Below are 24,008 nucleotides of genomic sequence, written 5' to 3'. Positions count from 1 at the left end.
CGTGCACCTTCCCGATCGCTTCATCCGGTGGTGTCGAGCGTAGCCGGAGGAGCCGAACGGATCCGGGAGGTCAGATGATGTGCCAGCGGATCAGGAACGCGCCGACCGCGAGAACCAGGTAGAGCAGGACCAGCGGAACGCCGATGCCCGGACGCGGCCGCGAACGCCGGACCGCGCGACCGTCGGCGGCCTCCCGGGCGGCCTCGATCACGCTCGCGACCTCGGCGGTGCGGTCCTTGCTGATGCCGTTGATCTCGTTCTCGTCGGGGCCGGAGCCGAGCACGACCGAGCCCTCGGCGACCTCGATCCGGTCGACGTCCTGCCAGGCGAGACTGCGGACGAGCAGGCTGGTCCGGGCCTTCAGCGCGGTCTGGGTGATCTCGACCTTGTAGAGCACGACGCCGCCCGCGACCCGGACCACCGACGCGCCGATCAGCGTGAACAGGCCGACGGCGAGGAAGTCGCGGGCGCCCATCCACAGCCAGGAGTTGAGCAGCGGGACGGCGACGAACGGCAGCACGAACAGCGCCCACGCCCACCAGGGCGCCGGGTCCAGGGGTACCCGCCACGGCAGCGCGGGCAGCGCGACCGGCCGGTCCGCGACCGGAGCCGTGGCAGCCGGGTCCACCGAGTGGTCGTTCATGGGCGGGACCATAGTCGTCTCATCCTTGGAGTGGCGGGAAACCGCGACGACAACAGTAACGGCGAGCGGGGGTGCGGTGTTACTCGCTGGGTTCGCTCCGGCGGGAGCGTTACTCCGCCGCGAGGTCGCGCGAGCGGTTGCGGGCCGCCTCGATCGCGGACAGAAACGCGGCCCGGACCTTGTGGTCCTCCAGCTCGCGGACCGCGGCGGCCGTCGTACCGCCCGGTGAGGTGACCCGTTCACGCAGCACGGTCGGGTGCTCGCCGGTCTCCCGCAGCAGCTTCGCCGACCCGACCACGGTCTGCACGACCAGCTCGGTCGCCGTACCGCGCGGAAGGCCCATGTGCACGCCTGCCTCGATCATCGATTCGACCACGAAGAAGATGTACGCCGGCCCGGACCCGCTGATCGCCGTCACCGCGTCCTGCTGCTTCTCCGGCACCCGCACGACCTTGCCGGTCGCGGCCAGCAACCCTTCGGCGAGCACGAGATGGCTCTCGTCGCAGTGCGCACCGCGGGAGATCGCGGCCATGCCCTCGTCGACCAGCGCCGGGGTGTTCGGCATCACGCGGACGACCGCGACCCCCTCGGGCAGCCTCGACTCGATGAATCCGGTCGTGATGCCGGCCGCCAGCGAGACGACGGTCTGGTCCGCCCGCACCGCCGGGGCGATCTCGGCGAGCAGATCAGGCATGTCCTGCGGCTTCACCACCAGCACCAGCGTGTCGGCCTTGGCCGCTGCTTCGACGTTGGTCACCACGTCGACGCCGTACCGCTCCCGCAGCTCGTCGGCCCGCTCCTCGCGCCGCTCGGTGATCAGCAACTCCCCCGGTCGCCGGCCGGCCCGGAGCAGCCCGGACAACAACGTCTCGCCCATCACACCAGCACCGAGAATGGCCACCTGACCGTTCGCACTCATGTGGTCAGGCTACTCAGTAGCCTTCAGTCGCCACCACCGCCACAACTGGGAGACACCACCATGCTCGAGTCCGCGACTGCCGAGTTCCTCCGGTCCGCCACGCAGTTGCCACCGGATGCCCTGGGCCGAGTGGTCGACGAGGCGCTGGCGAGGTGGCGCAGCGGTGGACGTGATGCGAGCCGCGCGGTGAAGGCGTCCGCGTCGGAGCAGTCCGCGCTCGACAACGCGCTCCGGTCGATGCTTCGGCCACGAGCCGATGAACTCGAGGCATTCCGCCCAGGGCTGCCGTCCCGGGTCAAAAGCACGGTCTCCATCGCCACGCGTGCTGTCCTCAAACGCCACCAGGCGTCGGAGGAACAGTACCGAGTGCTGACGGAACCGTTCGCTGCGGAGGGCGTGGAAATTCCCGTCCAGATGCGATGACGCTCACGCCGGTTGGGCGGACTAGCGGAGGTCAACGCAAAGGGTCGCCTGACGCATGCGGTCGCCCGTCGCGCTGCTCGCGAGGCTCCCGTACGTGCGGACGTAAGCATCGTCGATCAGCTCGGCGAGCTGCGGATCCGCGGAAGCGGGAACGGCCGTGATCATTACGTTCCACCTGGTTCGGCCGTGCCGGATCGGGTCGCGGGCCGGCACCGGGTCCAGGCCCGCGACCGTCGGGTGGTGATCAGGCGGCCGCCGCGGACGTCCGGCTCAGGTGCGCGCCGAAGAACTCGACGAGCTTTTCGACCGCGGGCGAGACGTACTCGTCCTTGTCGTAGAGGTCGACGTGGCCGGCGCCCTCGATCCAGAACAATTCCTTCGGCTCGGCGGCGCGTTCGATCGCCTCGACGCTGAAGTAGTCGCTGACCGCCTCGGTGCCGGCGATCATCAGCAGCGGCCTGGGCGCGATCAAATGGGCGAACCGGAAGCCGTCGAAGAGCGCGAGCAGGTCGAGGCTGCGCAGCGCGAACCAGTTCTCGGTGTGCGGGTGGTACGCGCGGTCGGTGCGGTAGTACTCCCAGCCGTCGTAGATGTGCCGGGTGAGGCTCTTCTTCACCGCGCCGCGGTCCGGCGGGGTCTCGGGGTGGATCGGCATCCGGCGTACCTGCTCGCCGCGCGCTTCCGCGGTCCTGGCCTCGGCCGACTGGTCGAGCAGGTCCTGCAGGACTTCGGGGGCCTGGGAGTGGGCGAGGCCGTCGCGGAACCAGCTGCCTTCCTCGGCGGCGCTGACCGTGGCGACCGCTTTGATCCGGTGGTCGGTCGCGGCGGCCGGGACGATGTAGCCGCCGGCGGCACAGATGCCGAGGCCGCCGATGCGGTCGGGGTCGACCTCGGGCCGGCCGCTGAGGAAGGTGACGGCGTTCTTCAGGTCCTCGACGCGGCGGGCGGGATTCTCGAGGAACCGCGGCTCACCCTCGCTCTCGCCCCAGTGTGCGGAGTCGAACGCCAGCGTCACGAATCCCTGGCGGGCGAGCCGTTCGGCGTACAGGCCGGCGGTCTGCTCCTTGACGCCGGTCATCGGGTGACCGACGACGATCGCGGGACGCGGAGCGCTCTGCGAGGCGTCGTCGGGGGTGTAGAGGTGGCCGGCCAACGTGAGGCCGTCGCTGGGGAAGGAAACTGAGGTCTTCATGTCCTCAGCATTCGTCGCCGTTCGAGGCCCTACCAGAGCAGATTCCTGCCGGGGAAGGATCCTGCCCCTCCAGTCGACACCGGTGGGTCAGGCGCGTACTCCCCGGCGCCGCCGTACTGGAGCAGCGTCGGGGAGACGCCTCACTTCTTGCTGATCAGGGACCGTGCGAAGAACTGCAGGTTCGCCGGGCGCTCGGCCAGGCGGCGGACCAGGTAGCCGTACCAGTCCTCGCCGTACGGGATGTAGACGCGGACGGTGTTGCCCTCGCGGGCGAGGCGGAGCTGCTCGTCGGGGCGGATGCCGTACAGCATCTGGTACTCGTAGCTGTCGCGGGAGCGGTTGGCGCGGTCGGCCAGCGAGCCGGCGATCGCGATCAGGCGCGGGTCGTGCGACGCGATCATCGGGTAGCCGTCGCCGTTCATCAGGATCTTCATCGCCCGGACGTAGGCCTTGTCGACGGCCTGCTTGTTCTGGAACGCGACCGACTCGGGCTCCTTGTAGGCACCCTTGCACAGCCGCACCCGTGAGCCGGCGTGGGCCAGGTCGACGCAGTCGCCCTCGGTGCGGCGCAGGTAGGCCTGCAGGACCGCGCCGGTCTCGGGGAAGTCCTGCCGCAGCTCGCGCAGGATGCTCAGCGTCGAGTCGGTGGTGGTGTGGTCCTCCATGTCGAGGGTGACCGTGGTGCCGGCGTTGCGGGCGGCCAGGCAGATGGTGCGCGCGTTCTCCAGGGCGATCTTCTCGCCGTCGCCGGGCAGCGCCTGGCCGACGGCCGACAGCTTGACCGACACCTCGGCGTGCTGGGTCAGGCCGGCCTCGGACAGCTGCTTGAGCAACTCCACGTACGCGTCGGCGGTGGCGGTCGCCGCGGCCAGGTCGGTGGTGTCCTCACCGAGGTGGTCCAGCGTCACGTTCAAGCCGTTGCTGACCAGCTTCTCGGTGGCCAGGACGGCCTCGGGCGCGGTCTCACCGGCGACGAACCGGGCGACGATGCCGCTCGAGACCGGCATCGACGAGACAGCCTTCTTGATCTGGGGACTGCGGGACACGCCCAGCAGGACTCGCCGAAGCACTCGTGTTCCTCCTCATCGCCCCCAGCCCCAAATGCCAGGGGTGTCAGCAGGCTACGCGCCTGGACCGGACCGTCCCTAATCCTGTGGCCAGGACCACACCAGTGAATCGAGTGGTCCGCCCTCAGCTTGGCGGACGACCGGGCGGCGGACAAGCGGCTCGCCCAGGCCTTCACTGCCGCGGGTGATTCCGGGCCGGAAGGATCAGCTGCCGAGGTGGCTGAGGTTCTGCCAGCCCGGGTCTCTGGCGGTGGTCAGCGTGACCTCGCCGTGCGGCCAGCCGGAGGTGGCGGCCTCGAGCTGGGCAGGGGCGGGCGTGCTGCCGTCGACGTAGTAGTGCAGCGTCCGGGCTCCGGCAATGGTCTCGTGGGCGAGCAGGCGGCCGGAGTCGCCGAGGCGGCTGGTGAGGTGGTCCTCGAGGTTGCGGAGCTGGTCGAGCATCTCGGCGTCGGGCAACCCGTCCTCGCGGCCGGCGGGGTAGCCGATGGTGACGCCGACGTGGGTGTCGAGATGCGGCAGGCGGATCGAGCGCAGCGGGACCTCGGTGGTCGCGATCAGCCGTTGGCCGTCGACGAATCCCTCCAGCAGCCGCCAGGTCGGGTTGCCATCCTCGGTGGTGAACGCGGCGGCGAACGCGGCCACGGTCGGCAGCAGCTCGCTGATCGGCACGGTCCCGGCCGGCCGCTCGACCAGCGTCTCGACCGCGCCGATCCAGGTCTCGGTCATCTCCTCGCCGAGCGACAGGTCGAGCAGGAGGAACGTGATCCGGCGCTGAACGTCCTCGGACACCTGCGCGAACACCGGATGATGCACCCCGACATGCACGGCGGCCGCCCGCTCGTCCGGCTCGATCGTGACCAGCGCGTCGTCGGAGGCGACCGGCGGCATGCCCTCGAACTGAATCGTCACCTCCGGCGAGGGACGCCGCAGATCGGCGTACTCCCAGAGGTGGTCGGACGGCGGCGCGGAGCGTAGCCAGCGCCTGGCGACCGCCCGGGTCGCGGGATCGCCGGCCGCGGTGACGACCAAAGTGTGCTCGGCGTGCAGTCCCGGACCGAGCTCCCAGTCCAGGCCGCCGTGAATGGCGTTGACGTGCTCGGCCAGCATCCCGCTGATACTGCCCGGCTCCTTGCGCGCGATCGCGTCAGCGACCAGCTGGGCCCCGGTTTCCTCCCACCAGGTCCAGAACCCCGCGATCGGATCCACCACCGATCGCCGCCGCTTGAAGATGCGCATACTGCTCATCTTCCCTCGCCACCGGCGCACACCCCAGTACGCCGCGGCGCCCGGTGCGCTGCGGCCGCGGACGTGCACCACTCATCAACCTCGTTCGCGGACCGTCGCTCAGGCGGCGACGAACCTCAGGAGCCGCGAGAATCGGAGGTTGGTGAGTGGTGCACGTTCGCATCGATCACCGTCAGGCCGTACGCCGCCTGAGCGTGGCGGCCCCCAGCGCCAGCGCGGCGACGATGAAGGCGGTGACCACCAGCGCGTCGGTCCCCGCGCCCGCGCCGAAGCCGTTGCCCGCAGCAACTCCGGCCACCGCGTCGACGGCATACGACAGCGGCAGCACATCGCTGACCGCCTCCAGTACGCCGGGCAGACGCTCCCGCGGGACGAGCAGTCCGCACAGCAGAATCTGCGGGATCATCACCGCCGGCATCATCTGCACGGCCTGGAACTCGGTCGCCGCGAACGCGCTGGCGAACAACCCCAGCGCCGTCCCGAGAACCCCGTCCAGCACCGCGACCACCCCGAGCTGCCAGGCGGCGCCCTCGATGTCGAGATCCAGCGCGTACAAGGCGATCGAGACCACCACGGCCGCCTGCACGACGGCGATCAGCGCGAAGGCGAAGGCATAACCGAGCAGGAAATCCAGCTTGGCCATCGGCATCGTGAACAGGCGGGCCAGCGTCCCGGTCGAGCGTTCCCGAAGCACCGCGACCGAGGTGACGGTGAACATGATGATCGCGGGGAAGACCGCGAGCAGTGGTCCGCCGACCCGGTCGAACGTGGCCGGCGAGTCGGTGAACATCCACCACATCAGACTGACCAGCAGAGTCGGCAGGACGACGAGCATCGCGACCGTGCGGTGGTCGCGACGCAGCTGGGCCAGTACGCGCGCGGCGACGGCGAAGGTGACGCGGGGTGTCATCGGGCACCTGTCTTCCGGTCGATCAGCGTGAGGAACGCCTGCTCGATGTCGGCGGTCCCGGCCGCGGCGAGCAGGTCGGCGGGGGTGTCGTCGGCGAGCAGATCGCCGTCGCGCATCAGCAACAGCCGGTCGCAACGGCTCGCCTCGTCCATCACATGGCTGGAGACGAGCAAGGTCGCGCCGTCGGCGGCGAGCCGGTGGAACAGGTCCCAGAGGTCGCGGCGCAGGACCGGGTCGAGGCCGACGGTCGGTTCGTCGAGCACCAGGAGCTCGGGGTTGCCGAGCAGGGCGGCGGCCAGCGACGCGCGGGAGCGTTGGCCTCCGGAGAGCTGGTCGACCCGGGCGGTCGCGTGGGTGCCGAGGTCGACGGCGTCGATCACGCGATCGACATCGTCCGCGGAGACGCCGAGGACAGCGGCGAAGAAGCGCAGGTTCTCGGTCACCGTCAGGTCGCCGTACACGCTGGGCTCCTGGGTGACGTAGCCGATCCGGCCGCGCAGCTTCGGGGATCCGGCGGGCAGGCCGAGGACCTCGACGTCGCCGGTCACCTTGGCCTGCAGGCCGACGATTGCGCGGATCAGCGTGGTCTTGCCGCAGCCGGACGGCCCGAGCAGCCCGGTCACCGAGCCGGTCACCAGCGCGCAGTCGATGCCGTGCAGGACCTCGCGGTCCCCGCGGACGACCACCAGCGACCGGCACTGCACCGCGTTTTTCATCATGCGATGAATTTAGAACGGACGGGAAGCCATGGCAAGAGGTCAGGGGGAGGTCAGCCGGTCAGATACTGCTGCAGAGCCGGCGCGATCCGGTCGATCAGCTCGGCCGTCGGCGTGGTCGTGACCGGGTCCAGTTCGAGCAGGTAGCGGACCAGCGCGATCCCGACCAGTTGCGAGGCGACCAGACCGACCCGCAGCCGGGCGTCCGGTACGCCGAGCGTCTCGGAGACCGGCCCGATGATCATCCGGGTCATCCCGTCGCGCATCAGGTGCGCCACCTGGTCGCTGCTCACCATGCTGCGCAGCAACGCCTTCATCCGCTGCTGCCCCTCGGCGGACTCCCAGACCCCGAGGAACACGGTGACGATCCGCCGGCCGAGCTCCTCGGGCGGCCCGCCGACGATCGTCGCCGCCACCTGGCGCGGATCGATCGGCAACGCCATCGCCTCGACGAACAACTCGTCCTTGCCGCCGAAGTAGTGGTGCACCAGCGCCGCGTCCACGCCGGCGGCCCGCGCGACGCCGCGCAGCGACGTACCGGCGAAGCCGTTGCCGGCGAAGGACTCCCGGGCGGCGCGCAGGATCTCGCCCCGGGTGTCGGGACCGCCCGGTCGCCGGCCGCGGCCCGCCGTTTCGTCGGTCCGGCTCACGGGACGATCTCCTCGTCGGTCCGGCTCACGGAACGTCCTCGTCGGTGCGACTCACGGAGTGAGCTCCGAGACCTCGCCGTCCGGAGTGACGGCGAAGCCGGTGCGGGCAGTGGCGGTCCGGACGAAATGCTTGCGGGTGAACTCGAGCGACTCGATCAGGTCGACCTCGCGCTCGGAGCGGCTGGAGGCGCGGCGGGTGTTGATCTCGATCACGATGTGGCCGCGGAAGTCGTTGTTCGCCAGGCCCTGCAGGAGATCGGCGGCGCGCTGGGTCCCCCGGCCGGGCACCAGGTGCTCGTCCTTCGCGGAGCCGGTGCCGTCGGTCAGGTGGATGTGCTTGAGCGTGCGGCCCATCGTCGCCGCGAGCTCGACGCAGTCCTGCTCGGCGGTCGAGGAATGGGACAGGTCGAGGGTGGTGTGCGCGTAGCTCTGCTCGGTCGGGTCCCAGCTCGGGGCGTAGGCCTGCAGGCCCTTGCCCGGCGCGCGCCACGGGTACATGTTCTCGACCGCGAACACGACCCCGCTGTCCTGCTCCAGCCGCGCGATGCCCTCGACGAAGCCGCGCGCGTAGTCGCGCTGCCAGCGGAACGGCGGGTGCACGACCACCACGTCGGCGCCCAGGTCCTTGGCCGCCTCGGCGCTGCGCTCGAGCTTGCCCCACGGATCGGTCCCCCAGACCCGCTGGGTGATCAGCAGACACGGCGCGTGGATCGCGAGCACCGGCAGCTGGTGGTAGTCGACCAGCCGCTTGATCGCGTCGATCTGGGTGCTCAGCGGGTCGATGCCGACCATCACCTCCACGCCGTCGTACCCCAGTCGGGCGGCCAGCTCGAAGGCGCTGGCGGTCGACTCGGGATAGACGGACGCGGTGGACAGGCCGATCTTCGCGGCCGTGCGGGTGTTCATCGGTAGGTGCCTTCGTGGGAGTTCATCGGGGTTGCAGCTGGTCCAGCCGGTTCAAAATGACGCCTTCGCGCAGCGCCCACGGACAGACCTCGAGCGAAGTCAGGTCGAACAGGTCCATCACCGCGTCGGCCACCAGGGCACCGGCCACCAACTGGCTGCTCCGGCCGATCGAGACGCCGGGCAGGTCGGCCCGCTCGGCCGCGGTCATCGCGATCAGCTTCGGCACCCACTCGCTCAGGTCGTCGCGATGCAGCGAGCGCGGCACGTACGGACCGTCGTCGGACGGCGCCGCTCCGCAGATCCGGGCCAGCGAGCGGAACGTCTTGCTGGTGGCGACCGCGCGCTGCGGGCGGCCGGCCCGCAGGACGTCGCCGGCCACCGCGGCCATGTTGACCCGGATCCGCTTGCGCAGCGCCCGGACCTCGTCCTTGTCCGGCGGATCGGTGGTCAGGCCCTCCCGCGTCAGCCGGCCGGCCCCGAGCGGCACGGACACCGCGATCGTCGGCTCCTCGTCGGACCCGGCCGCGATCTCCAGCGAGCCACCGCCGATGTCGAACACCGCCAGCCGCCCCGACGACCAGCCGAACCACCGGCGCACGGCCAGGAACGTCAGCCGGGCCTCGTCGTTCCCGCTGAGCACCTGCAGGTCCACGCCGGTCTCGGTCCGGACCCGCTCGAGCACCTTCTCGCCGTTCGGCGCCTCTCGCAGCGCGGAGGTGGCGAACGCGAGCACGGACTCGCAGCCCTTGTCCTCGGCCAGCTGCGCCGCCTCCTTCACGAAGGCGACCAGGTTCTCCGCGCCGGAGTGGTCGATGTTGCCGTCCTTGTCCAGGTGCTCGGCCAGCCGCAGTTCGATCTTGTGCGAGTACGCCGGGAGTGGCGCGGCACCACGGTGCGCGTCCACCACGAGCAGATGAACGGTGTTTGATCCCACGTCGAGTACGCCGAGCCGCATACCCTCACGCTACTGGACGCTGTGCGATCTGCCTCGCTCCGCTCGGCGGATCGTGGGGCCCCTGGCTCCCGGTCTTCCCTCGTCGCTCCGGTCGCTTCGCTCCCTCCACTCCTCAGTCCAGACCGGGAGGGCCCCACGAACTACCGATCGGCAGGCAGACCCGTCGGCCCGGTCGGGCCGACGATGCCGGAGATCGGAGCCGGGGCGCGTAGGCTTTTCGGGTGCCTGAGGTTTCTCTCGATTTCCCCCGTGCCTACGTCGAGTTCGTCGACCCCGACGATCCCGACCAGGTCTTCCGCTGCGACCTGACCTGGCTGACCTCCAACTGGACCTGCATCTTCGGCGGCGGCTGCCGCGGCATCTACAAGGGCCGCCCGAACGACGGCTGCTGCACGCTCGGCGCGCACTTCTCCGACGCCGAGGACGAGGACCGGGTGAAGGGCTACGTCAAGCAGCTCGGCAAGGAGGACTGGCAGTTCCGCAAGGAGGGCAAGAAGAACGGCTGGGTCGAGACCGACGACGAGGGCGACCGCAAGACCCGCGTCTTCGAGGGCGCCTGCATCTTCCTGAACCGGCCGGGCTTCGAGGGCGGCGCCGGCTGCGCGCTGCACGGGCTCGCGCTCAAGCAGGGCGTGCACTTCGTCGAGACCAAGCCCGACGTCTGCTGGCAGCTGCCGATCCGGCGCACGTTCCGCGACGTCGAGCGGCCCGACGGCACGTCGTACACGGAGGTCGGGATCGGTGAGTACGACCGGCGCGGGTGGGGTCCGGGTGGGCACGACCTGGACTGGTACTGCACCGGTAACACCGAGGCGCACATCGGCGTCGAGGCGGTCTTCGAGTCCAGCAAGGTCGAGCTGCAGACGCTGATGGGCCCGAAGGCGTACGACGTCCTGGCGGAGTACTGCCGCCGGCACCTGGAAGCCGCGCGGCCGTTGCTGCCGCACCCGGCGTCCCCCTCGCTGCCGGGTCCGGCCTCCCCGATGCTGCCCGCGTCTAACTGAGTTTTCCCGCGCCGACCAGCCACTCGATCGCTTCCAGCGTGGTCTCCAGCGCCGAGTAGCGCGGGCGGAAGCCGAGCAGCCGGGCCGCCTTCTCCATCGAGCAGTGCGGGCTGTGCGCGATGTGGTCGTAGGTGATCTGCGCGTCCCGCTCGTCCACGGTCTCGCGCCACTGCTCGAACGGCAGGAACGTCAGCCGCGGCTCCTGACCGAAGTACGCGGCCACCGCCTCGGCGTATCCGCGCAGGGTCATCGCGCCGTCGGCGACGGCGTGGAAGCTCTCACCGACCGCGACCGATCGGTTCGCGATCGCGGCCAGGAAGACGCCGGCCACGTCGGCGGCGTGCACGTGCTGGACGGTCTCCAGACCGAGGTTCGGCAGGACCAGTTCGACGCCCTGGGCAAGCTTCTCGAAGACGGCGAGGTCCAGGTGGCCGGCCGGGTTGACCGGCGTCCAGCCGGGGCCGCTGATGTGGCCGGGGTGAATCACGGTGGCGGGCAGGCCGTGACGCCGGGCCTGGTCGAGCAGGTAGCGCTCGATCGCGGCCTTCGCGACGCCGTAGTCGCCGAAGGGATTGCGGAGCGCGTCCTCGCGGGTCGGGACACTCGCGCTCGGGCCGTGCACCCAGATCGTGCCGCAGTGCAACAGGTGCTGGACCTTGCCGTTGACCGCCTCGGCGAGCTGGCGGGCGCTGTCCTCGGTGAAGCAGATCAGGTCGACCACGACGTCCGGGCGCAGGTCGGCGACGCGTTGCCCAAAGGTGCCGGCGGCATCCTCCTCGGCGCGGTCGATCTCGATCAGCTCGACCTCCTGCCACTCCCCGCTCGACCGGTACGGCGTACGGGCGCCGCGGCTGAGCACGGTGACCTGGTGGCCGGCCCGGACCAGCCCGGGGACGAGGTAGGTGCCGATGTGTCCGGTGCCTCCGACGACGACTGTTCGCATGATCGCAGCGTGCCCTGTTTCTGCCCGGTCAACCAGGTAAGGGTGCCCTTCGTAACGACACCCCGGATCGGCGAGTGTCGGTGCCAGGGCACAGAATGACTGACATGCGCTTGGATCATCTGTCGTACGCGGCCGGACCCGACGGGTACCGAGCCACGGTCGAGCGGTTGTCCGCGCTGCTGGGGGCGGACTTCGTCGACGGTGGCGTGCATCCGCGGTTCGGGACCGTCAACCACATTCTCCCGCTGGAGAACGACCGCTACATCGAGGTGGTCGACGTGCTCGACCACCCGGCCTCGGACAAGGCGCCGTTCGGTCAGGCGGTCCGGGCCCGCAAGGAGCTCGGCGGCGGCTGGCTGGGCTGGGTCGTCGCGGTCCGCGACATGGAGCGGATGGAGAAGCGGCTCGGCCGCGACGCCGTTCCGGGCAACCGGCACCGGCCGGACGGGGTGAACATCACCTGGCGGCAGATCGGCGTCAAGGGTCTGATGGCCGACCCGCAACTGCCGTTCTTCATCCACTGGGACGACCTCACCCAGCACCCGTCGGTCGGCGGCAAGGGCATCAAGCTGACCGCGCTGGAGATCGCCGGCGACCCGACCCGGGTGACCGAATGGATCGGCCACCCGGCCGACCACCTGCTCGACGACCTCGACGTCGCCTGGGTCGGCCCGAACGGCCAGCCGGGACTGAACGCCGCGGTCTTCCAGACCCCGAACGGCATCATCAGGTTGTGAGCGCGCCGGGCAGCTCCGCCGGCTGCTCTTCACGTTTACAGCGACGGGAAAATCCTGCCGCGCTTGATCTAGAGCTTCTCCAGCTCCTGCAGCGCGTGCTCCAAGTGCACCAGCAGCCGTTGCAGATGAGGGACCGTGCGCCGGCAGCCGGTGAGGCCGAAGTGCAACTGCTGGTCGTAGCTGGTGACACTGATGTTGAGCGCCTGCCCGTTGAGCACGATCGACGCCGGGTACATGCCGAGCAGCCGCGACTGGTTCCAGTACAACGGGCTCTCGGCCGGTCCGGGGATGTTGGAGATCACCAGGTTGAACGGCGGGGTCGTGCGCCCGGCCAGTCCCGGCAGGACCGCGGCCGGGCCCGCGGAGCCGATGCCGAGCGCCCCGATCATCAGGTTCTGCACCGGGCTCAACTCCGACAGCGTGCGCTTGCCGCGGCTGGTCGAGTCCATGATGCGGCGTAGCCGACGCCCCGGGTCACGTTCGTCCGTCGCGAGGTCGGCGATCAGCGTCGCCAGCGAGTTCGCGCCGCCCGGTCCGTTGCCTTCGGCACCACGCAGCGAGACCGGCACCAGCGCGGTCAATCCCTTGTCAGGCAGGGCGTTCTGCTCCTGCAGATACCGTCGGAGCGCACCGCCACACATCGCCAGCATCACGTCGTTCAGCGTCGCGCCGGTCAGCGCGCGCACCTTCTCCAACCGTTCCATCGGCCAGGACTGTGCCGCGAACCGCCGCGAACCGGTGATCGGCTGGTTGAAGATCGTCCGCGGCGCCTGGAACGCGCCCGGCGGGTGCTCGGCCCGCAGCGCGCGCACCGCGCTCCTCAGGCCCACCGCCGGAAGCTCCGCAAGGTCAGCGACCGCCCGCCCGAACAGCCCGAGCCGACTCTGATCGCGTTGCACGGACGACGGAGGGCTGTCCGGCAAGGCGAACGGCGCCGGCATGCCGGTACGGGCGGGATCGGTCGTGAGCATCTGCTGCATCAGCCGCAGGGCGCTCACGCCGTCGAGCAACGCGTGGTGGACCTTGGTGTAGAGGGCGAAGCGGTGGCCTTCCACGCCCTCGATCAGGTGCATCTCCCACAGCGGCCGGCGGCGGTCGAGCAGAGTGCCGTGCAGCCGCGAGGTCAGCTCGAACAGTTCCCGGTAGCGCCCAGGCCGGGCCAGCGCCGACAACCGCAGGTGGTACTCGAGATCGATCTCGTCGTCCTGCTCCCACGACCAGTAGCCGAGGTCGACCGGGCGATTACGCACCCGCCGGGCGAACATCGGGCTGACGGAGTCCACGGCGAGCATCTCCTGGTAGAGCCGCGACACGAACTCCCGCCCGGCCCCCTCCGGCAGCTCGAACAGCATCAGCCCACCGACGTGCATCGCCTGCTCACGCGTCTCCCCGAGCAGGAACATCGCGTCCAGCGGCCCGACCGCTGTCATAGATCCTCCGCTCCCGGCCGGCTCCGGCCGACAACTCATCGTCGCCGCCGGAGCCGGTCCCGTCCAACTGTCGCAGGCCCGGTGGGAGCAGTGGGCTCTTCGGCTACTGGTCGAGCGGCCGGTAGTTCAGGCCCAGCGCCTCGATCCGCCGCAGGTGCGGACGCAGCCGGCTGACAAACTCGTCGTACGGCGTCTTCGGGGAGCCCCAGGCGCGTTCGGAGAAGGCGGACAGGCGTGGGAGCAGCATGTAGCCGACCTGCTCCGGGCCCTCCATGTACTCGGTCCACACGTTGCACTGGGCACCGACGATGCGAGCCTGCTCCTCGTCGGTCAGGCCCGCGGGCACGACCTCGAAGTCGTAGACCTTGTCCAGCGGGATGAAGCCGCCGATCGCGAGCGGCTCGGTCTCCGGGTCACCCTGGTAGTAGTCGAAGTACACCGACTCGCACGGCGTCATCACCACGTCGTGGCCGGCCTTCGCGGCGATCTCGCCGCGCTGGGCGCTGCGCCAGGCCATGATCACGGCGTCCTTGGGGCAGTCGGTCTCGACCATCTCGTCCCAGCCGACCAGCCGGCGGCCCTGCTCGGTCAGCACCGACGCGACCTGCGCGGTGAACCAGCCCTGCAGCTGCCCGGCCTCGGTCAGCCCGAGCTCGGCCTGCCGCTGCTGCGCCGCCTCGGACTCGCGCCACTGACGGGCCGGGCACTCGTCCCCACCGAGGTGGATGTACGGGCCGGGGAAGATCTCCAGCACCTCGCGCAGCACGGTCCGGACGAACTCGACGGTCGCGTCGTTGACGTTCAGCACGTCCTCGCTGATGCCCCAGATCTTGCGGACGCCGAGCTGCTGGTCGGGGTGGTTGCCGAGCTCCGGGTACGCCGCGATCGCCGCCTGCATGTGGCCGGGCAGGTCGATCTCGGGGACGACGGTGATGCCACGCTCGGCGGCGTACGCGACGATCTCGCGCAGGTCGTCCTTGGTGTAGAACCCGCCGTGCGGCGTACCGTCGTAGTCGAACTCGGCCTGCTCGTGCGTCATCCGGCCGACCATCGACTCCGGCCGCCAGGCGCCGACCTCGGTGAGCTTGGGGTAGGCCTCGATCTCGACCCGCCAGCCCTGGTCGTCGGTCAGGTGCAGGTGCAGCATGTTCATCCGGTGCAGCGCGACCACGTCGACGACCTTGAGCACGAACTCCTTCGGCATGAAGTGCCGGGAGACGTCGAGCATCATGCCGCGCCAGGCGAACCGCGGCGCGTCCGCGATCCGCACCGCCGGCACCGAGACCTTGCCGTCCTCGGCCGGCTCGGCGGCGTCCAGCAACTGCCGGTACGTCGTGTCCGCCCAGCGCAGCGCGTCCTCCGAACCGGCCGACAGCCGCGCGCCGTCCGCGGTGACGTCGATCCGGTACTCGGTCTCGCCGAGGTTGTCCACGACGGTCCGGACCGCGTCGGTGGCCGGGTCGGCGGTGATCCAGCGGCCGTCGTCGACGACGAGTTCACGCGGTGCGGGGACGATCGCGATGTCGGGCATCCGGACTCCAAGAGGTCTCGAGGAACGCTTCGGCAAGAACCTTGCCGAATAGGACCCTACAAGCGCGACCCCCGCGCGGGACAGGTACGGTCCACGCTCCGATCTGCGCGCAAGACCGAGTGGTGAGCAGTTACGGGCCCTGCTAATTCTCTGCCGCGACAGCGTTCCGGGTGAGAGGCTGAGCGGGTGACCGCCGACCCCGTGCCGCAGGACGTGACCCCCGCCAGCCTCCAGCGCTCGACCCTGCGGGTGCTGGTGATCAGCAACGTGGTTGGCGGCGTCGCGGTGGCCAGCGGCTTCGCGGTCGCCGGTCTGCTCGCGGAGAACATCTCCGGCTCGACCTCGATGGCCGGACTGGTCGCCACGTCGACCACGCTCGGAGCGGCCGTGCTCGCCGTACCGCTGGCCGGTCTGGCGCGTACCCACGGCCGCCGGGTCTCCCTGGCGACCGGCTACCTGATCGCCACGCTCGGCGCGGCGCTCAGCATCGTCGCCGCGCAGATCGACTCGCTCGTCCTCCTGCTGCTGGCCGGGTGTCTGTTCGGCAGCGGCTCGGCCGCCAACCTCCAGTCCCGGTACGCCGCGACCGACGCCGCCGACCCCAAGTACGTCGCCCGCTCCCTGTCGGTGGTGGTCTGGGCGACGACCATCGGTGTGGTGGTCGGCCCCAACCTCACCGGCCTCGGCGGCTCGGTCGGTACGTCGGTCGGTGTCCTGGCGCTGGCCGGGCCGTACCTGTTCTCGGTGATCGCCTTCGCGCTGAGCCTGGCCACGGTCTGGTTCGGGCTGCGGCGTCTGCAGCTCTCGACACCGCGGACGAAGGTGGAGCGCCAACCGCTGATCACCACGCTGCGCCGGGTGATGGCCATCCCCCACGCCCGGCTCGGGCTGCTGTCCATCGCCACCGCGCACTCGGTGATGGTCGGCGTGATGTCGATGACCTCGGTTCACCTGCGCCACCACGGCGCCTCGCTGACCGTCGTCGGCTTCGTGATCAGCGGTCACGTGGCCGGCATGTACGCCCTGTCGCCGGTGATGGGCTGGCTCGCCGACCGCCTCGGCCGGATCCCCACCATCGGCATTGGCCTGGCGGTGCTCGCCGCCGCGATGACCGTCGCCGCCGTAGCCCCCGACGAGGCACACGGCCTCACCGCACTCTCCTTGGTGCTGCTGGGCCTCGGCTGGTCGGCCTGTCTGGTGGCCGGCTCCACCCTGCTGTCCAACGCGGTGCCGACCGACATCCGCACCTCGGCCCAAGGCCTGTCCGACCTGACGATGGGCGCCTTCGCCTCCATCGCCGGTACGGCGGCCGGCCCGGTACTGGCCGGACTCGGCTTCCACTGGCTGGCGGTACTCTGCGGCCTTCTCCTGATCCCTGTCGCAGTGACCGCGGCGCTAACCAAGCAGCAGGTGCGCAGTGCTTGAGCATGCAGAGCGGCTAGGGCCGCTCGGTGGGCTCAACCGGATTCACTAGGGTGGGGCGCCGTGAGCATCGCCGACGGCGGGATCCCCAGCCCGAACATCTGGCACCACCCGCAGACCTACGAGATCGAGAACCGGGCCGTCGACCCGCACGGTGTGATCGAGCCGGCCATGCGGGCGATCCGGGACTGGGCCGGTGCGACCGTGCTGGACCTGGGCTGCGGGACCGGCTTCCACCTGCCGATGTTCGCGCGGACCGCTTCGCACGTGATCGGTGTCGAGCCGCACGGCACGCTGGCCGCCGCGGCCCGGCGCCGGACCCGGCAGCTGGACAACGTCGAGGTCAAGCAGGGTACGGCGCAGCAGCTGCCGATCCCGGACGCCTCGATCGACGTGATGCACGCCCGGTGGGCCTACTTCTTCGGTCCGGGCAGCGAGCCGGGGCTGGCCGAGCTGGACCGGGTGATGCGGCACGGCGGTACGGCGTTCGTGATCGACAACGACGGGAGCCGGTCGACGTTCGGGCGCTGGTTCAGTGCGGCGTACCCGATGATCAAGCCGGCCGAGGTGGAACGGTTCTGGACGTCGCGCGGCTGGCAGCGCACGCCGCTGGACATGGGCTGGCGGTTCGAGAACCGGGCCGACTTCGAGGCGGTGGTGCGGATCGAGTTCCAGCCGCAGATCGCCGAACGGATCATCGCGTCGTACCCGGGACACGCGGTGGACTACGCGATCAACCTCTGGAGCCGCACCTACTGACCGGGCCCGACACGCGGCCCGCTGCGATGGCCCGCCGGTCGCCCTAAGGTGAGCATTCGCCACGACCTGGGAGGCGCCTCACCGGCATGGACGGACTGCTGCTGCAACGGCTGCTGCCGGGACTCCCCGACGAGGTGAGGATCGGCGCAGGGCAACAGCACTCCCTGGTGGTCGCGACAAGGGCCGAAGCCCGGCTGTGCGCCGACCTGATCGCCGGGCTGGAGGAGCCGCCACCGAACGCCGTGGTCGAGACCAGCGGACCGGTCCGGCTCGTCCCTGCCGAGGGTGGGCTGCTGCCGCACCTGACAGTGCTCGGCAACATCCTGCACGGCCACGTCGCCGCGCACCGGGTGACCAGAGACGCGGCGGAGAAGGAGTGCCGGCTCACCGCGACCAACTGCGACCTGGACGACGTACTGCATCGCTATCCGCACGAGATCACTCCCGGACGACGCCGGTTGGCCGGACTGGCCCGAGCGGTGCGGTCCAACCCGTCGGTGATCGTGCTGGAGGACGCACCGGGGCTGCCGACCTGGGGCTCGCTGTTGCGGCCGGACAACATCACCGAGCTGTGGTCCATCGCGGTCGTGCTGATCACCACCGACCCCGACCGCGCCAAAGGGTTCGACGCGTGATCCGCCGTCGGGTGGTGCTCGCCGGTGCTGCTGCCGCGGCCTTGACCGGCTGCACTCCCGACGTACTGGGGCTGAGCCGCAGTGTGCGGGTCGCGGTGAGCTGGGGTGGTCCGGAGCTGCGGGCCTTCCACCGGGTGCTCGATGGACTCGGCAAGCTCGACTACCCGGTCGAGGTGATCCCGCTCGGCGACGACATCTCCACGGCCTTCGGCGCCCGCTCCGGCCGGCGGCCCGACCTGGTGATGTTGCCGCAGCCCGGTCTGGTCCCGCTGCACCGCGGGGAGCTGGAGAAGATGCCGGCCGACCTGGCCGAGCGCGGCCGGGCACGGCTGTGGGACGAGCTGCTGGCCCAGGACGGTTCGACGTACGGGGTGCCTTTCAAGACGGCGCACAAGTCGGCGGTCTGGTACCGGCCGTCGGTGTTCCGGAAGGCCGGTGTGCGACCCCCGGCGCTGTGGGAGGAGTGGGTCGAGCTCAACAAGGCCCTGTCGACCAGTGGCATCAGACCGCTCGCTCTGGGCGCAGGTGACGGCTGGATGCTCACCGACTTCCTGGAGAACGTCCTGCTCGGTACGGCGCCCGGTGCCTATCGCGCACTGGCCGTGTCGACCGATCCGCGGGCTTCGCGGGTGCCGGAGTTCGCAGCCGCGTTGCAGCGGCTGGCGACGCTCTGGGCCGCGCCGGGCACGCTGGCCGGTGGCGTGGAACGCTCGCTGACGCAGCAGTTCCCAGATGCGGTCGTGGAGGTCTTCGGGCATCGCCGGGCCGCGATGGTGGCCGCACCGGACTTCGCCGAGCCGGTGATCCGCTCGTTCGCAGCCGATCCGTCCGACGTCGGGCTGTTCACCTTCCCTGCCTTCGCTGCGGGAGCGGCCGCGCCGGTGGTGGTCGGCGGTGACGTGATGGTGCTGCCGCGGCCGGCGACCGACGACGCGTGGGACCTGCTCCACCGGCTCGCGACCCCGGCATCTCCTGCTCCCTGGATCGAGAGCGGCGGCTTCCTGGTCGACGGACGCACCACCGGCTACTCCCCCGAGCTGGACCGGCTGGCTCAGCAACTGGTGGCGCCAGGTGCCTCGCTGCAGTTCGACCTGTCCGACCGGCTGGGCGAGCTGGGCGGCATCAACGGGCTGTGGCGAGTGCTGACCGATCTGCTGGTCCGCGTCGGCAACCGCGGGCAGGACGTCGTACCGGAAGCAGTGCGGTCCGCGCTGGAAGAGCTGGCGAAGGTGGAGAGCTGATGGGCCTCAGCAGCAACAGCTTGTCGCTCGAGATCGCGGGGCGGGCAGTCTCCGGCCGTCCGGTACCCGGCAAGCCGCAGCGACCGGCAGGCCCTTATTTGCTGGGGATTCCGGCGCTCCTGCTGAGCAGTCTGCTGCTGATCCCGGTGGCGATCACCGTGGTCGCGGCGTTCCGGCTGCCGGACGGGTCGTTCGGGCTGGGGAACTTCGCGGTGATGGGCGACCCGGCCGCACTGCACGCCGTACGGAACAGTGTGGCGTGGGTGGCGGTCGCGCTCGCCCTGGTCGTCGTCGGGTTCCTGCTGGCCGTCGTCAGCTACCGACTGCCCGGGCTGTCGTCGTTTCTTCAGCCAGCGTTGGTGATTCCGTTCGCCGTGTCGGTGCTGGTGTCCGGTGCGACGTTCCGGCTGATCTTCGACCCGGCACCCGAGCGCGGCACGGTGACGGCGGTGTGGAGCTCGCTGTTCGGCACCAGTCCGGTGTGGCTCGGCCCTGGCCTGTTCTGGCTGGTCCTGGTGTCCGCCTTCGGCTGGACCTGGCTCGGGTACGTCGTGTCGCTGTTCCGCGCCGGACTGGACGCGATCCCGGACGACGTGAGCCGCACGATCGCTGCCGAAGGTCTGACCGGCCTGCGTCGCTGGCGCGCGCTCGAACTGCCACTGCTGCGGCCGATCACCGGGGTCGTCACGCTGACGCTGGTGGTCGCCGCTGTCCGGGTGTTCGACCTGGTGCTGATCGTCGTACCGGGTCCGATGCAGCACGAGGCCGATGTCCTGGGCCTGAACTGGTGGCGCGCGACGTCCTCCGGCGACAACTCCGGCCGTACGGCGGCGCTCGGTGTGGTGCTGTTCGCCATAGTCGCCACGGTGGCGGTGATCGGTGTCCGCGGCCTGCGCCGGCGACGCTGGGCGGTGCCGGTGAGCGTCGTACCGGCTGACTCGTCGCTGCGCAGACCCAAGCCCAGCAAGCGAGTTCGGCGGATCGGGTGGACTGCCGGGTTCGTGGTGAGCCTGTTCTGGATCCTGCCGGCGGTGATCCTGGTCGCCACCGCGCTGCACTCGCCGCGGGAGGCCGGACTGCGGGGCTGGTGGTCGTTGGACGGGCTCGGGCTGTCGTCGTTCGACGCTGCGGCGAGCATCGGATTGCTGCGGGCGTTGCTGTCGACCGTGCTGATCGCCTCGATCGCCACGGTGGTGCTGCTCGTCGTTGCTGTCCCTACGGCGTACCTGGTCGCGTGGGGCGGTCTGCCGACCTGGCTGGGACGTGTAGTGACGTCGGTTTTCGTAGTGCTGGCAGTAACGCCGGTTCAGATGTACGCCGCGCCGCTGCGGGACGCGATCGACGCAGCCGGGCTCAGCGGCTCGCGGATCGCACTGGGACTGGTGCACGCGTCGGCTGGTCTGCCGTTCGCCGTACTGCTACTGCGGTCAGCGTTCGCGTCTGCTCCGCCCATGCTGGTGGCCGAAGCCCTGCAAGGGCCCGCGCGGCAGAGCGCCGTACTGGCGACTGTGCAACGGACCTATCGGCCGGCTGTGGTCGCTGTCGCCGTACTGGAGTTCGTGCTGGTGTGGAACGACTTCATCGTCGGCTTCCTGATCAGCGGAGCCGGTACGACGCCGCTGTCGCTGGTGCTGTGGGGTGAGGCGCGGCAGTTCTCCACGTCGGCCGGGACCGTCGCCGCGGCGGCGGTGGTCGCGTCGGTCGTACCGGCCGTGCTGATGCTGACCTTCTGGCGGACTGTCGTGCGTGGACTGACCATCGGGAGCCGGCCATGAGCCCACCCGACGAGGAGAAGCCGAAGGGCGAGCGGCGGCGCGGCGACTTCCTGGGGATCAGTGCGATCGCGGCCGGTCTGCTGTCCGGACTGGCGAGCGAGAAGCTGTCGCAGAGCCTGGAGAGCGGCGGCTGGATCAAGGTGGCCGGGTGGAGCCTGACCATCGTCTTCTTCGTGATCTGGGCGGTCTACAACGCCCCGGTGGTGAAGCGGAAGTACCGGAGCTGGCGTACTGGTACCGGCGCGACCAGTACGCCGTCCGAGCTTCGGGCCGCTGCCGAAGAGGCTGAGCAGTGGCTGGTGGCACTCGGCTCGGAGGCGGGCGGCCTGGCTGCGGCGGAGTGGTTCGAGCAGAACGAGCCGCGGCTGCGGTACATGCTGGCGAGCGAGAAGCCGGTTGCTGCGGCGGCTGACGATCTGGCCCGGATCTGCGACGCGCTGGATGCCTGGTACGTGCGGCAGCGCCGGCCAGAAGACCTGCTGGAGTTGAGCGACTACCTGCTGACCGTGGCGGAGGGATGCGGGCGGCAGGACCTGGAGGAGTTGGCGACAGCGCGCGGCGCCACGGCGTACCGGCTGCTGGGGGAACTGGACACCGCGATCGCGAGAATCGGGATTTCGGCCAACGTCGCACCGTCGCGGCGCGGGCACAGCCGGACGGCGGCGGCGCTGGACACCCGTCGGCAGGTGGAGCTGGCCTTGGTCCATCTGGCTCGGGCCGACGCCGCGCCGGCGGGCAACGAGCGGGACGAAGCCGTCGCGCATGCCCGCAGCCGGCTGGACGATGCACGGCTTAGTCGCCCGGGGCCGGATCTGGCAGCTGACGTGGCGATCTCCATCAACCTGGCGATCGTGCAGCTCTACCAGGAGGACGCCGAAGGCGCGCTGGATCTGCTCAAGCCGGCGGCGGCTCGGGCGGCCGCGGCCGGTGACCGGAGTGCGCAGGCGCATGCGTTCGAGCTGATCGGGGTCGCCGCGTGGATGCTGGAGCGGCGGGACGAGGCTGTGAAGTGGTGGGGGCGGGCCGAGCATCACTACTCGGAGATCGACGAACGGGAAGGGCAGGGCCGGTGCCTGCAGCATCTCGGGTCGGCGGCGATTGTCGCGGGCGATCGCGACGGCGGGTGCAAGCTGCTGAGGCAGAGCGCGGTGCTGCGATCGTTCGAGAGCCCGCTGCTGGCGCGGTACCTGGAAGCGGGGACGGAGACGGTGGCTACGCCGCCGGAGCCCGCGCCGCGGGGGCGAGGGGTCGGGGGGTGGCTGCGGCGCAGGATCGAGTTGTGGCGGTTGCGGTGATTGGCGAGGGTGGTCGGCTCGGCGACGGGTGACCCGCGCCGGCCGATCGGCCGGCGTACGGGGTGCCGGCGTAAGGCGTGATCGGGTCCGCTCGCCGGACTTGTCGGTGGCTTCGCCTAGGTTGTCGGTCATGGTGAAGGCGACGGGGCAGACCAAGGCGAAGGCAGCGGGCAAATCGCCGTTCCAGTGCTCGGAGTGCGGCTGGACAGCGGCGCGCTGGATCGGCCGCTGCGGCGAGTGCCAGGCCTGGGGCACGGTCGTCGAGGTCGGTGCGCCGAAGGCCGCGCGGATCACCGCCGGCCCGGTGTCGTCGCCCGCGATGCCGATCGCCCAGGTGTCCGCGGTCGAAGCCGAGTCGCGCCCGACCGGCATCGGCGAGCTCGACCGCGTGCTCGGCGGCGGCGTCGTCCCGGGTGCGGTGATCCTGCTGGCCGGCGAGCCCGGCGTCGGCAAGTCGACGCTGCTGCTCGAGGTCGCGGCCCAGTCCGCGCGCAACGGGCATCGCACGCTCTACGTCTCCGGCGAGGAGTCCGCCGCCCAGGTCCGGCTGCGGGCCGGCCGCACCGACGCGCTGGTCGACGAGCTGTTCCTGGCGGCCGAGACCGACCTCGGCGCGGTCGTCGGTCAGGTCGACGCCGTCGAGCCGTCGTTCCTGGTGATCGACTCCGTGCAGACGATGGCGCACCCCGAGGTCGACGGTGCGCCCGGTGGGGTGACCCAGGTCCGCGAGGTGACCGGCGCGCTGGTCCGGCTGGCCAAGGAGCGCAACATCGCGGTCGTGCTGGTCGGCCACGTCACCAAGGACGGCGCGATCGCCGGGCCGCGGATGCTGGAGCATCTGGTCGACGTCGTGCTCGCGTTCGACGGTGACCGGCACTCGGGGTTCCGGATGGTGCGCGCGACCAAGAACCGGTTCGGCCCGTCCGACGAGGTCGGCTGCTTCGACATGGTCGACACCGGCATCGTCGAGGTCAGCGACCCGACCGGCCTGTTCGTCTCCGAGCACTCCGAGCCGGTCGCCGGGACCTGCGTCACGGTGATGATGGAGGGCCGCCGGCCGTTGCTCGCCGAGGTGCAGGCGCTGGTCGGCCCGTCGTCCGCGCCGCAGCCCCGGCGCACGACGTCCGGGCTGGAGTCGTCGCGGGTGGCGATGGTGCTCGCCGTCCTGGGCAACCGCGCGGGCGTGAAGCTGCACGACCACGAGGTGTACGTCGCGACCGTCGGCGGGGTGAAGATCACCGAGCCGGTCGCCGACCTGGCGGTCGCGATCGCGGTCGCGTCCTCGGTCACCGACAAGCCGATCCACCCCGGCCTGATCGCGATCGGCGAGGTCGGCCTGGCCGGTGAGGTGCGCCGGGTCGGCGGGCTGGAGAAGCGGCTGGCCGAAGCCGCGCGGCTCGGGTTCACCAAGGCGATCGTGCCCGCCGACGTGCCGAACCGGGGCAAGGACCTGAAACCCTTGGACATGCAGGCGAAGTACGGCCTGCGCGTCTTCGCCGCGGGCGACATCCGGGCCGCGATGCACGCCGCCGGGATCCTCTGACCGACGGTCGCTCGCCGGCCAGATCCTCGGCGCGGCCCTCGGGTCACGCCGAGGTGGTCCCCGGCGC

General features: G+C 70.7%; 23 protein-coding genes. 10 read left to right on the top strand and 13 right to left on the bottom strand.

Annotated elements, in window-relative coordinates:
- Positions 1 to 70 precede the first annotated feature (70 nt).
- Entirely contained in the window at positions 71 to 643 is a 573-nt protein-coding gene (locus BWI15_RS36275) for a hypothetical protein (RefSeq protein ID WP_237771610.1), read from the bottom strand.
- Between the two features lie 109 nt (positions 644 to 752).
- A complete protein-coding gene (proC, locus tag BWI15_RS36270; RefSeq protein WP_077018979.1) occupies positions 753 to 1,562 on the bottom strand; it encodes a pyrroline-5-carboxylate reductase in 810 nt (269 codons plus the stop codon).
- A gap of 60 nt (positions 1,563 to 1,622) precedes the next feature.
- On the opposite strand from proC, the gene BWI15_RS36265 reads away from it, so the two are divergent.
- Positions 1,623 to 1,985, top strand: coding sequence for a hypothetical protein (locus BWI15_RS36265; protein WP_077018978.1), 363 nt, complete (start codon positions 1,623 to 1,625; stop codon positions 1,983 to 1,985).
- A gap of 244 nt (positions 1,986 to 2,229) precedes the next feature.
- Here the strand turns inward: BWI15_RS36265 and BWI15_RS36260 are convergent, their stop codons facing one another.
- The 8 genes from BWI15_RS36260 to BWI15_RS36225 all read right to left on the bottom strand — a co-directional run bounded on the left by BWI15_RS36260 (position 2,230) and on the right by BWI15_RS36225 (position 9,626).
- Entirely contained in the window at positions 2,230 to 3,177 is a 948-nt protein-coding gene (locus BWI15_RS36260) for an alpha/beta hydrolase (protein WP_077018977.1), read from the bottom strand.
- Between the two features lie 140 nt (positions 3,178 to 3,317).
- Complete coding sequence (locus BWI15_RS36255; protein WP_077018976.1) at positions 3,318 to 4,247, bottom strand: proline dehydrogenase family protein; 930 nt, start codon at positions 4,245 to 4,247, stop codon at positions 3,318 to 3,320.
- A gap of 201 nt (positions 4,248 to 4,448) precedes the next feature.
- Positions 4,449 to 5,480 (bottom strand): DUF695 domain-containing protein, encoded by a 1,032-nt coding sequence (locus BWI15_RS36250; RefSeq protein ID WP_077018975.1) that lies wholly within the window; start codon positions 5,478 to 5,480, stop codon positions 4,449 to 4,451.
- Between the two features lie 181 nt (positions 5,481 to 5,661).
- Positions 5,662 to 6,399, bottom strand: coding sequence for an ABC transporter permease (locus BWI15_RS36245; RefSeq protein WP_077018974.1), 738 nt, complete (start codon positions 6,397 to 6,399; stop codon positions 5,662 to 5,664).
- Entirely contained in the window at positions 6,396 to 7,118 is a 723-nt protein-coding gene (locus BWI15_RS36240; RefSeq protein WP_077018973.1) for an ABC transporter ATP-binding protein, read from the bottom strand. Before BWI15_RS36240 ends, BWI15_RS36245 begins: the two co-directional genes overlap by 4 nt.
- Positions 7,119 to 7,168: 50 nt before the next feature.
- Positions 7,169 to 7,765 carry a TetR/AcrR family transcriptional regulator gene (locus BWI15_RS36235; protein WP_077018972.1) on the bottom strand — a complete coding sequence of 199 codons (597 nt, stop codon included), beginning with the start codon at positions 7,763 to 7,765 and terminating at the stop codon, positions 7,169 to 7,171.
- A gap of 51 nt (positions 7,766 to 7,816) precedes the next feature.
- Positions 7,817 to 8,671: a sugar phosphate isomerase/epimerase family protein gene (locus tag BWI15_RS36230; RefSeq protein ID WP_077018971.1), complete on the bottom strand. Its 855-nt coding sequence runs from the start codon at positions 8,669 to 8,671 to the stop codon at positions 7,817 to 7,819.
- A 22-nt stretch (positions 8,672 to 8,693) separates the two neighbouring features.
- Positions 8,694 to 9,626 carry a Ppx/GppA phosphatase family protein gene (locus tag BWI15_RS36225; protein ID WP_077018970.1) on the bottom strand — a complete coding sequence of 311 codons (933 nt, stop codon included), beginning with the start codon at positions 9,624 to 9,626 and terminating at the stop codon, positions 8,694 to 8,696.
- 221 nt (positions 9,627 to 9,847) lie between these two features.
- Here BWI15_RS36225 and BWI15_RS36220 point away from each other — a divergent pair, with 221 nt between their 5' ends.
- Positions 9,848 to 10,630: a hypothetical protein gene (locus BWI15_RS36220; RefSeq protein WP_077018969.1), complete on the top strand. Its 783-nt coding sequence runs from the start codon at positions 9,848 to 9,850 to the stop codon at positions 10,628 to 10,630.
- Here the strand turns inward: BWI15_RS36220 and BWI15_RS36215 are convergent.
- A complete protein-coding gene (locus BWI15_RS36215; protein ID WP_077018968.1) occupies positions 10,623 to 11,573 on the bottom strand; it encodes an NAD-dependent epimerase/dehydratase family protein in 951 nt (316 codons plus the stop codon). The genes BWI15_RS36220 and BWI15_RS36215 overlap by 8 nt on opposite strands.
- A gap of 104 nt (positions 11,574 to 11,677) precedes the next feature.
- On the opposite strand from BWI15_RS36215, the gene BWI15_RS36210 reads away from it, so the two are divergent.
- Positions 11,678 to 12,310, top strand: coding sequence for a VOC family protein (locus BWI15_RS36210; protein WP_077018967.1), 633 nt, complete (start codon positions 11,678 to 11,680; stop codon positions 12,308 to 12,310).
- 68 nt (positions 12,311 to 12,378) lie between these two features.
- Here the strand turns inward: BWI15_RS36210 and BWI15_RS36205 are convergent, their stop codons facing one another.
- On the bottom strand, positions 12,379 to 13,740 hold the full coding sequence (locus BWI15_RS36205; protein WP_077018966.1) for a WS/DGAT/MGAT family O-acyltransferase: 1,362 nt from the start codon (positions 13,738 to 13,740) through the stop codon (positions 12,379 to 12,381).
- 103 nt (positions 13,741 to 13,843) lie between these two features.
- The gene (locus tag BWI15_RS36200; RefSeq protein WP_077018965.1) at positions 13,844 to 15,271 is read right to left on the bottom strand and encodes a beta-N-acetylhexosaminidase; all 1,428 of its coding nucleotides are present in this window, start codon (positions 15,269 to 15,271) and stop codon (positions 13,844 to 13,846) included.
- A gap of 186 nt (positions 15,272 to 15,457) precedes the next feature.
- Between BWI15_RS36200 and BWI15_RS36195 the strand changes: the two genes are divergently transcribed.
- The 7 genes from BWI15_RS36195 (at position 15,458) to radA (ending at position 23,941) form a co-directional block, all read left to right on the top strand.
- Positions 15,458 to 16,696, top strand: a complete 1,239-nt coding sequence (locus BWI15_RS36195) for an MFS transporter (RefSeq protein ID WP_077018964.1) — start codon at positions 15,458 to 15,460, stop codon at positions 16,694 to 16,696.
- A gap of 60 nt (positions 16,697 to 16,756) precedes the next feature.
- A complete protein-coding gene (locus tag BWI15_RS36190; protein WP_077018963.1) occupies positions 16,757 to 17,452 on the top strand; it encodes a class I SAM-dependent methyltransferase in 696 nt (231 codons plus the stop codon).
- An 86-nt stretch (positions 17,453 to 17,538) separates the two neighbouring features.
- Positions 17,539 to 18,087, top strand: coding sequence for a hypothetical protein (locus tag BWI15_RS36185; protein WP_077018962.1), 549 nt, complete (start codon positions 17,539 to 17,541; stop codon positions 18,085 to 18,087).
- The gene (locus BWI15_RS36180) at positions 18,084 to 19,328 is read left to right on the top strand and encodes an ABC transporter substrate-binding protein (RefSeq protein ID WP_077018961.1); all 1,245 of its coding nucleotides are present in this window, start codon (positions 18,084 to 18,086) and stop codon (positions 19,326 to 19,328) included. The genes BWI15_RS36185 and BWI15_RS36180 overlap by 4 nt, the downstream gene beginning before the upstream one ends.
- Positions 19,328 to 21,103, top strand: coding sequence for an ABC transporter permease subunit (locus tag BWI15_RS36175; protein WP_077018960.1), 1,776 nt, complete (start codon positions 19,328 to 19,330; stop codon positions 21,101 to 21,103). Before BWI15_RS36180 ends, BWI15_RS36175 begins: the two co-directional genes overlap by 1 nt.
- Positions 21,100 to 22,398: a hypothetical protein gene (locus BWI15_RS36170; RefSeq protein WP_077018959.1), complete on the top strand. Its 1,299-nt coding sequence runs from the start codon at positions 21,100 to 21,102 to the stop codon at positions 22,396 to 22,398. The genes BWI15_RS36175 and BWI15_RS36170 overlap by 4 nt, the downstream gene beginning before the upstream one ends.
- A 130-nt stretch (positions 22,399 to 22,528) precedes the next feature.
- Positions 22,529 to 23,941, top strand: a complete 1,413-nt coding sequence (gene radA, locus BWI15_RS36165; protein WP_077018958.1) for a DNA repair protein RadA — start codon at positions 22,529 to 22,531, stop codon at positions 23,939 to 23,941.
- Positions 23,942 to 24,008: the final 67 nt, after the last annotated feature.

Source organism: Kribbella sp. ALI-6-A (genome assembly GCF_001984195.1).
GTDB lineage: Bacteria > Actinomycetota > Actinomycetes > Propionibacteriales > Kribbellaceae > Kribbella.
The sequence above is the reverse complement of the archived record's forward strand: the minus strand, read 5'-3'. Positions and strand labels throughout refer to the sequence as shown.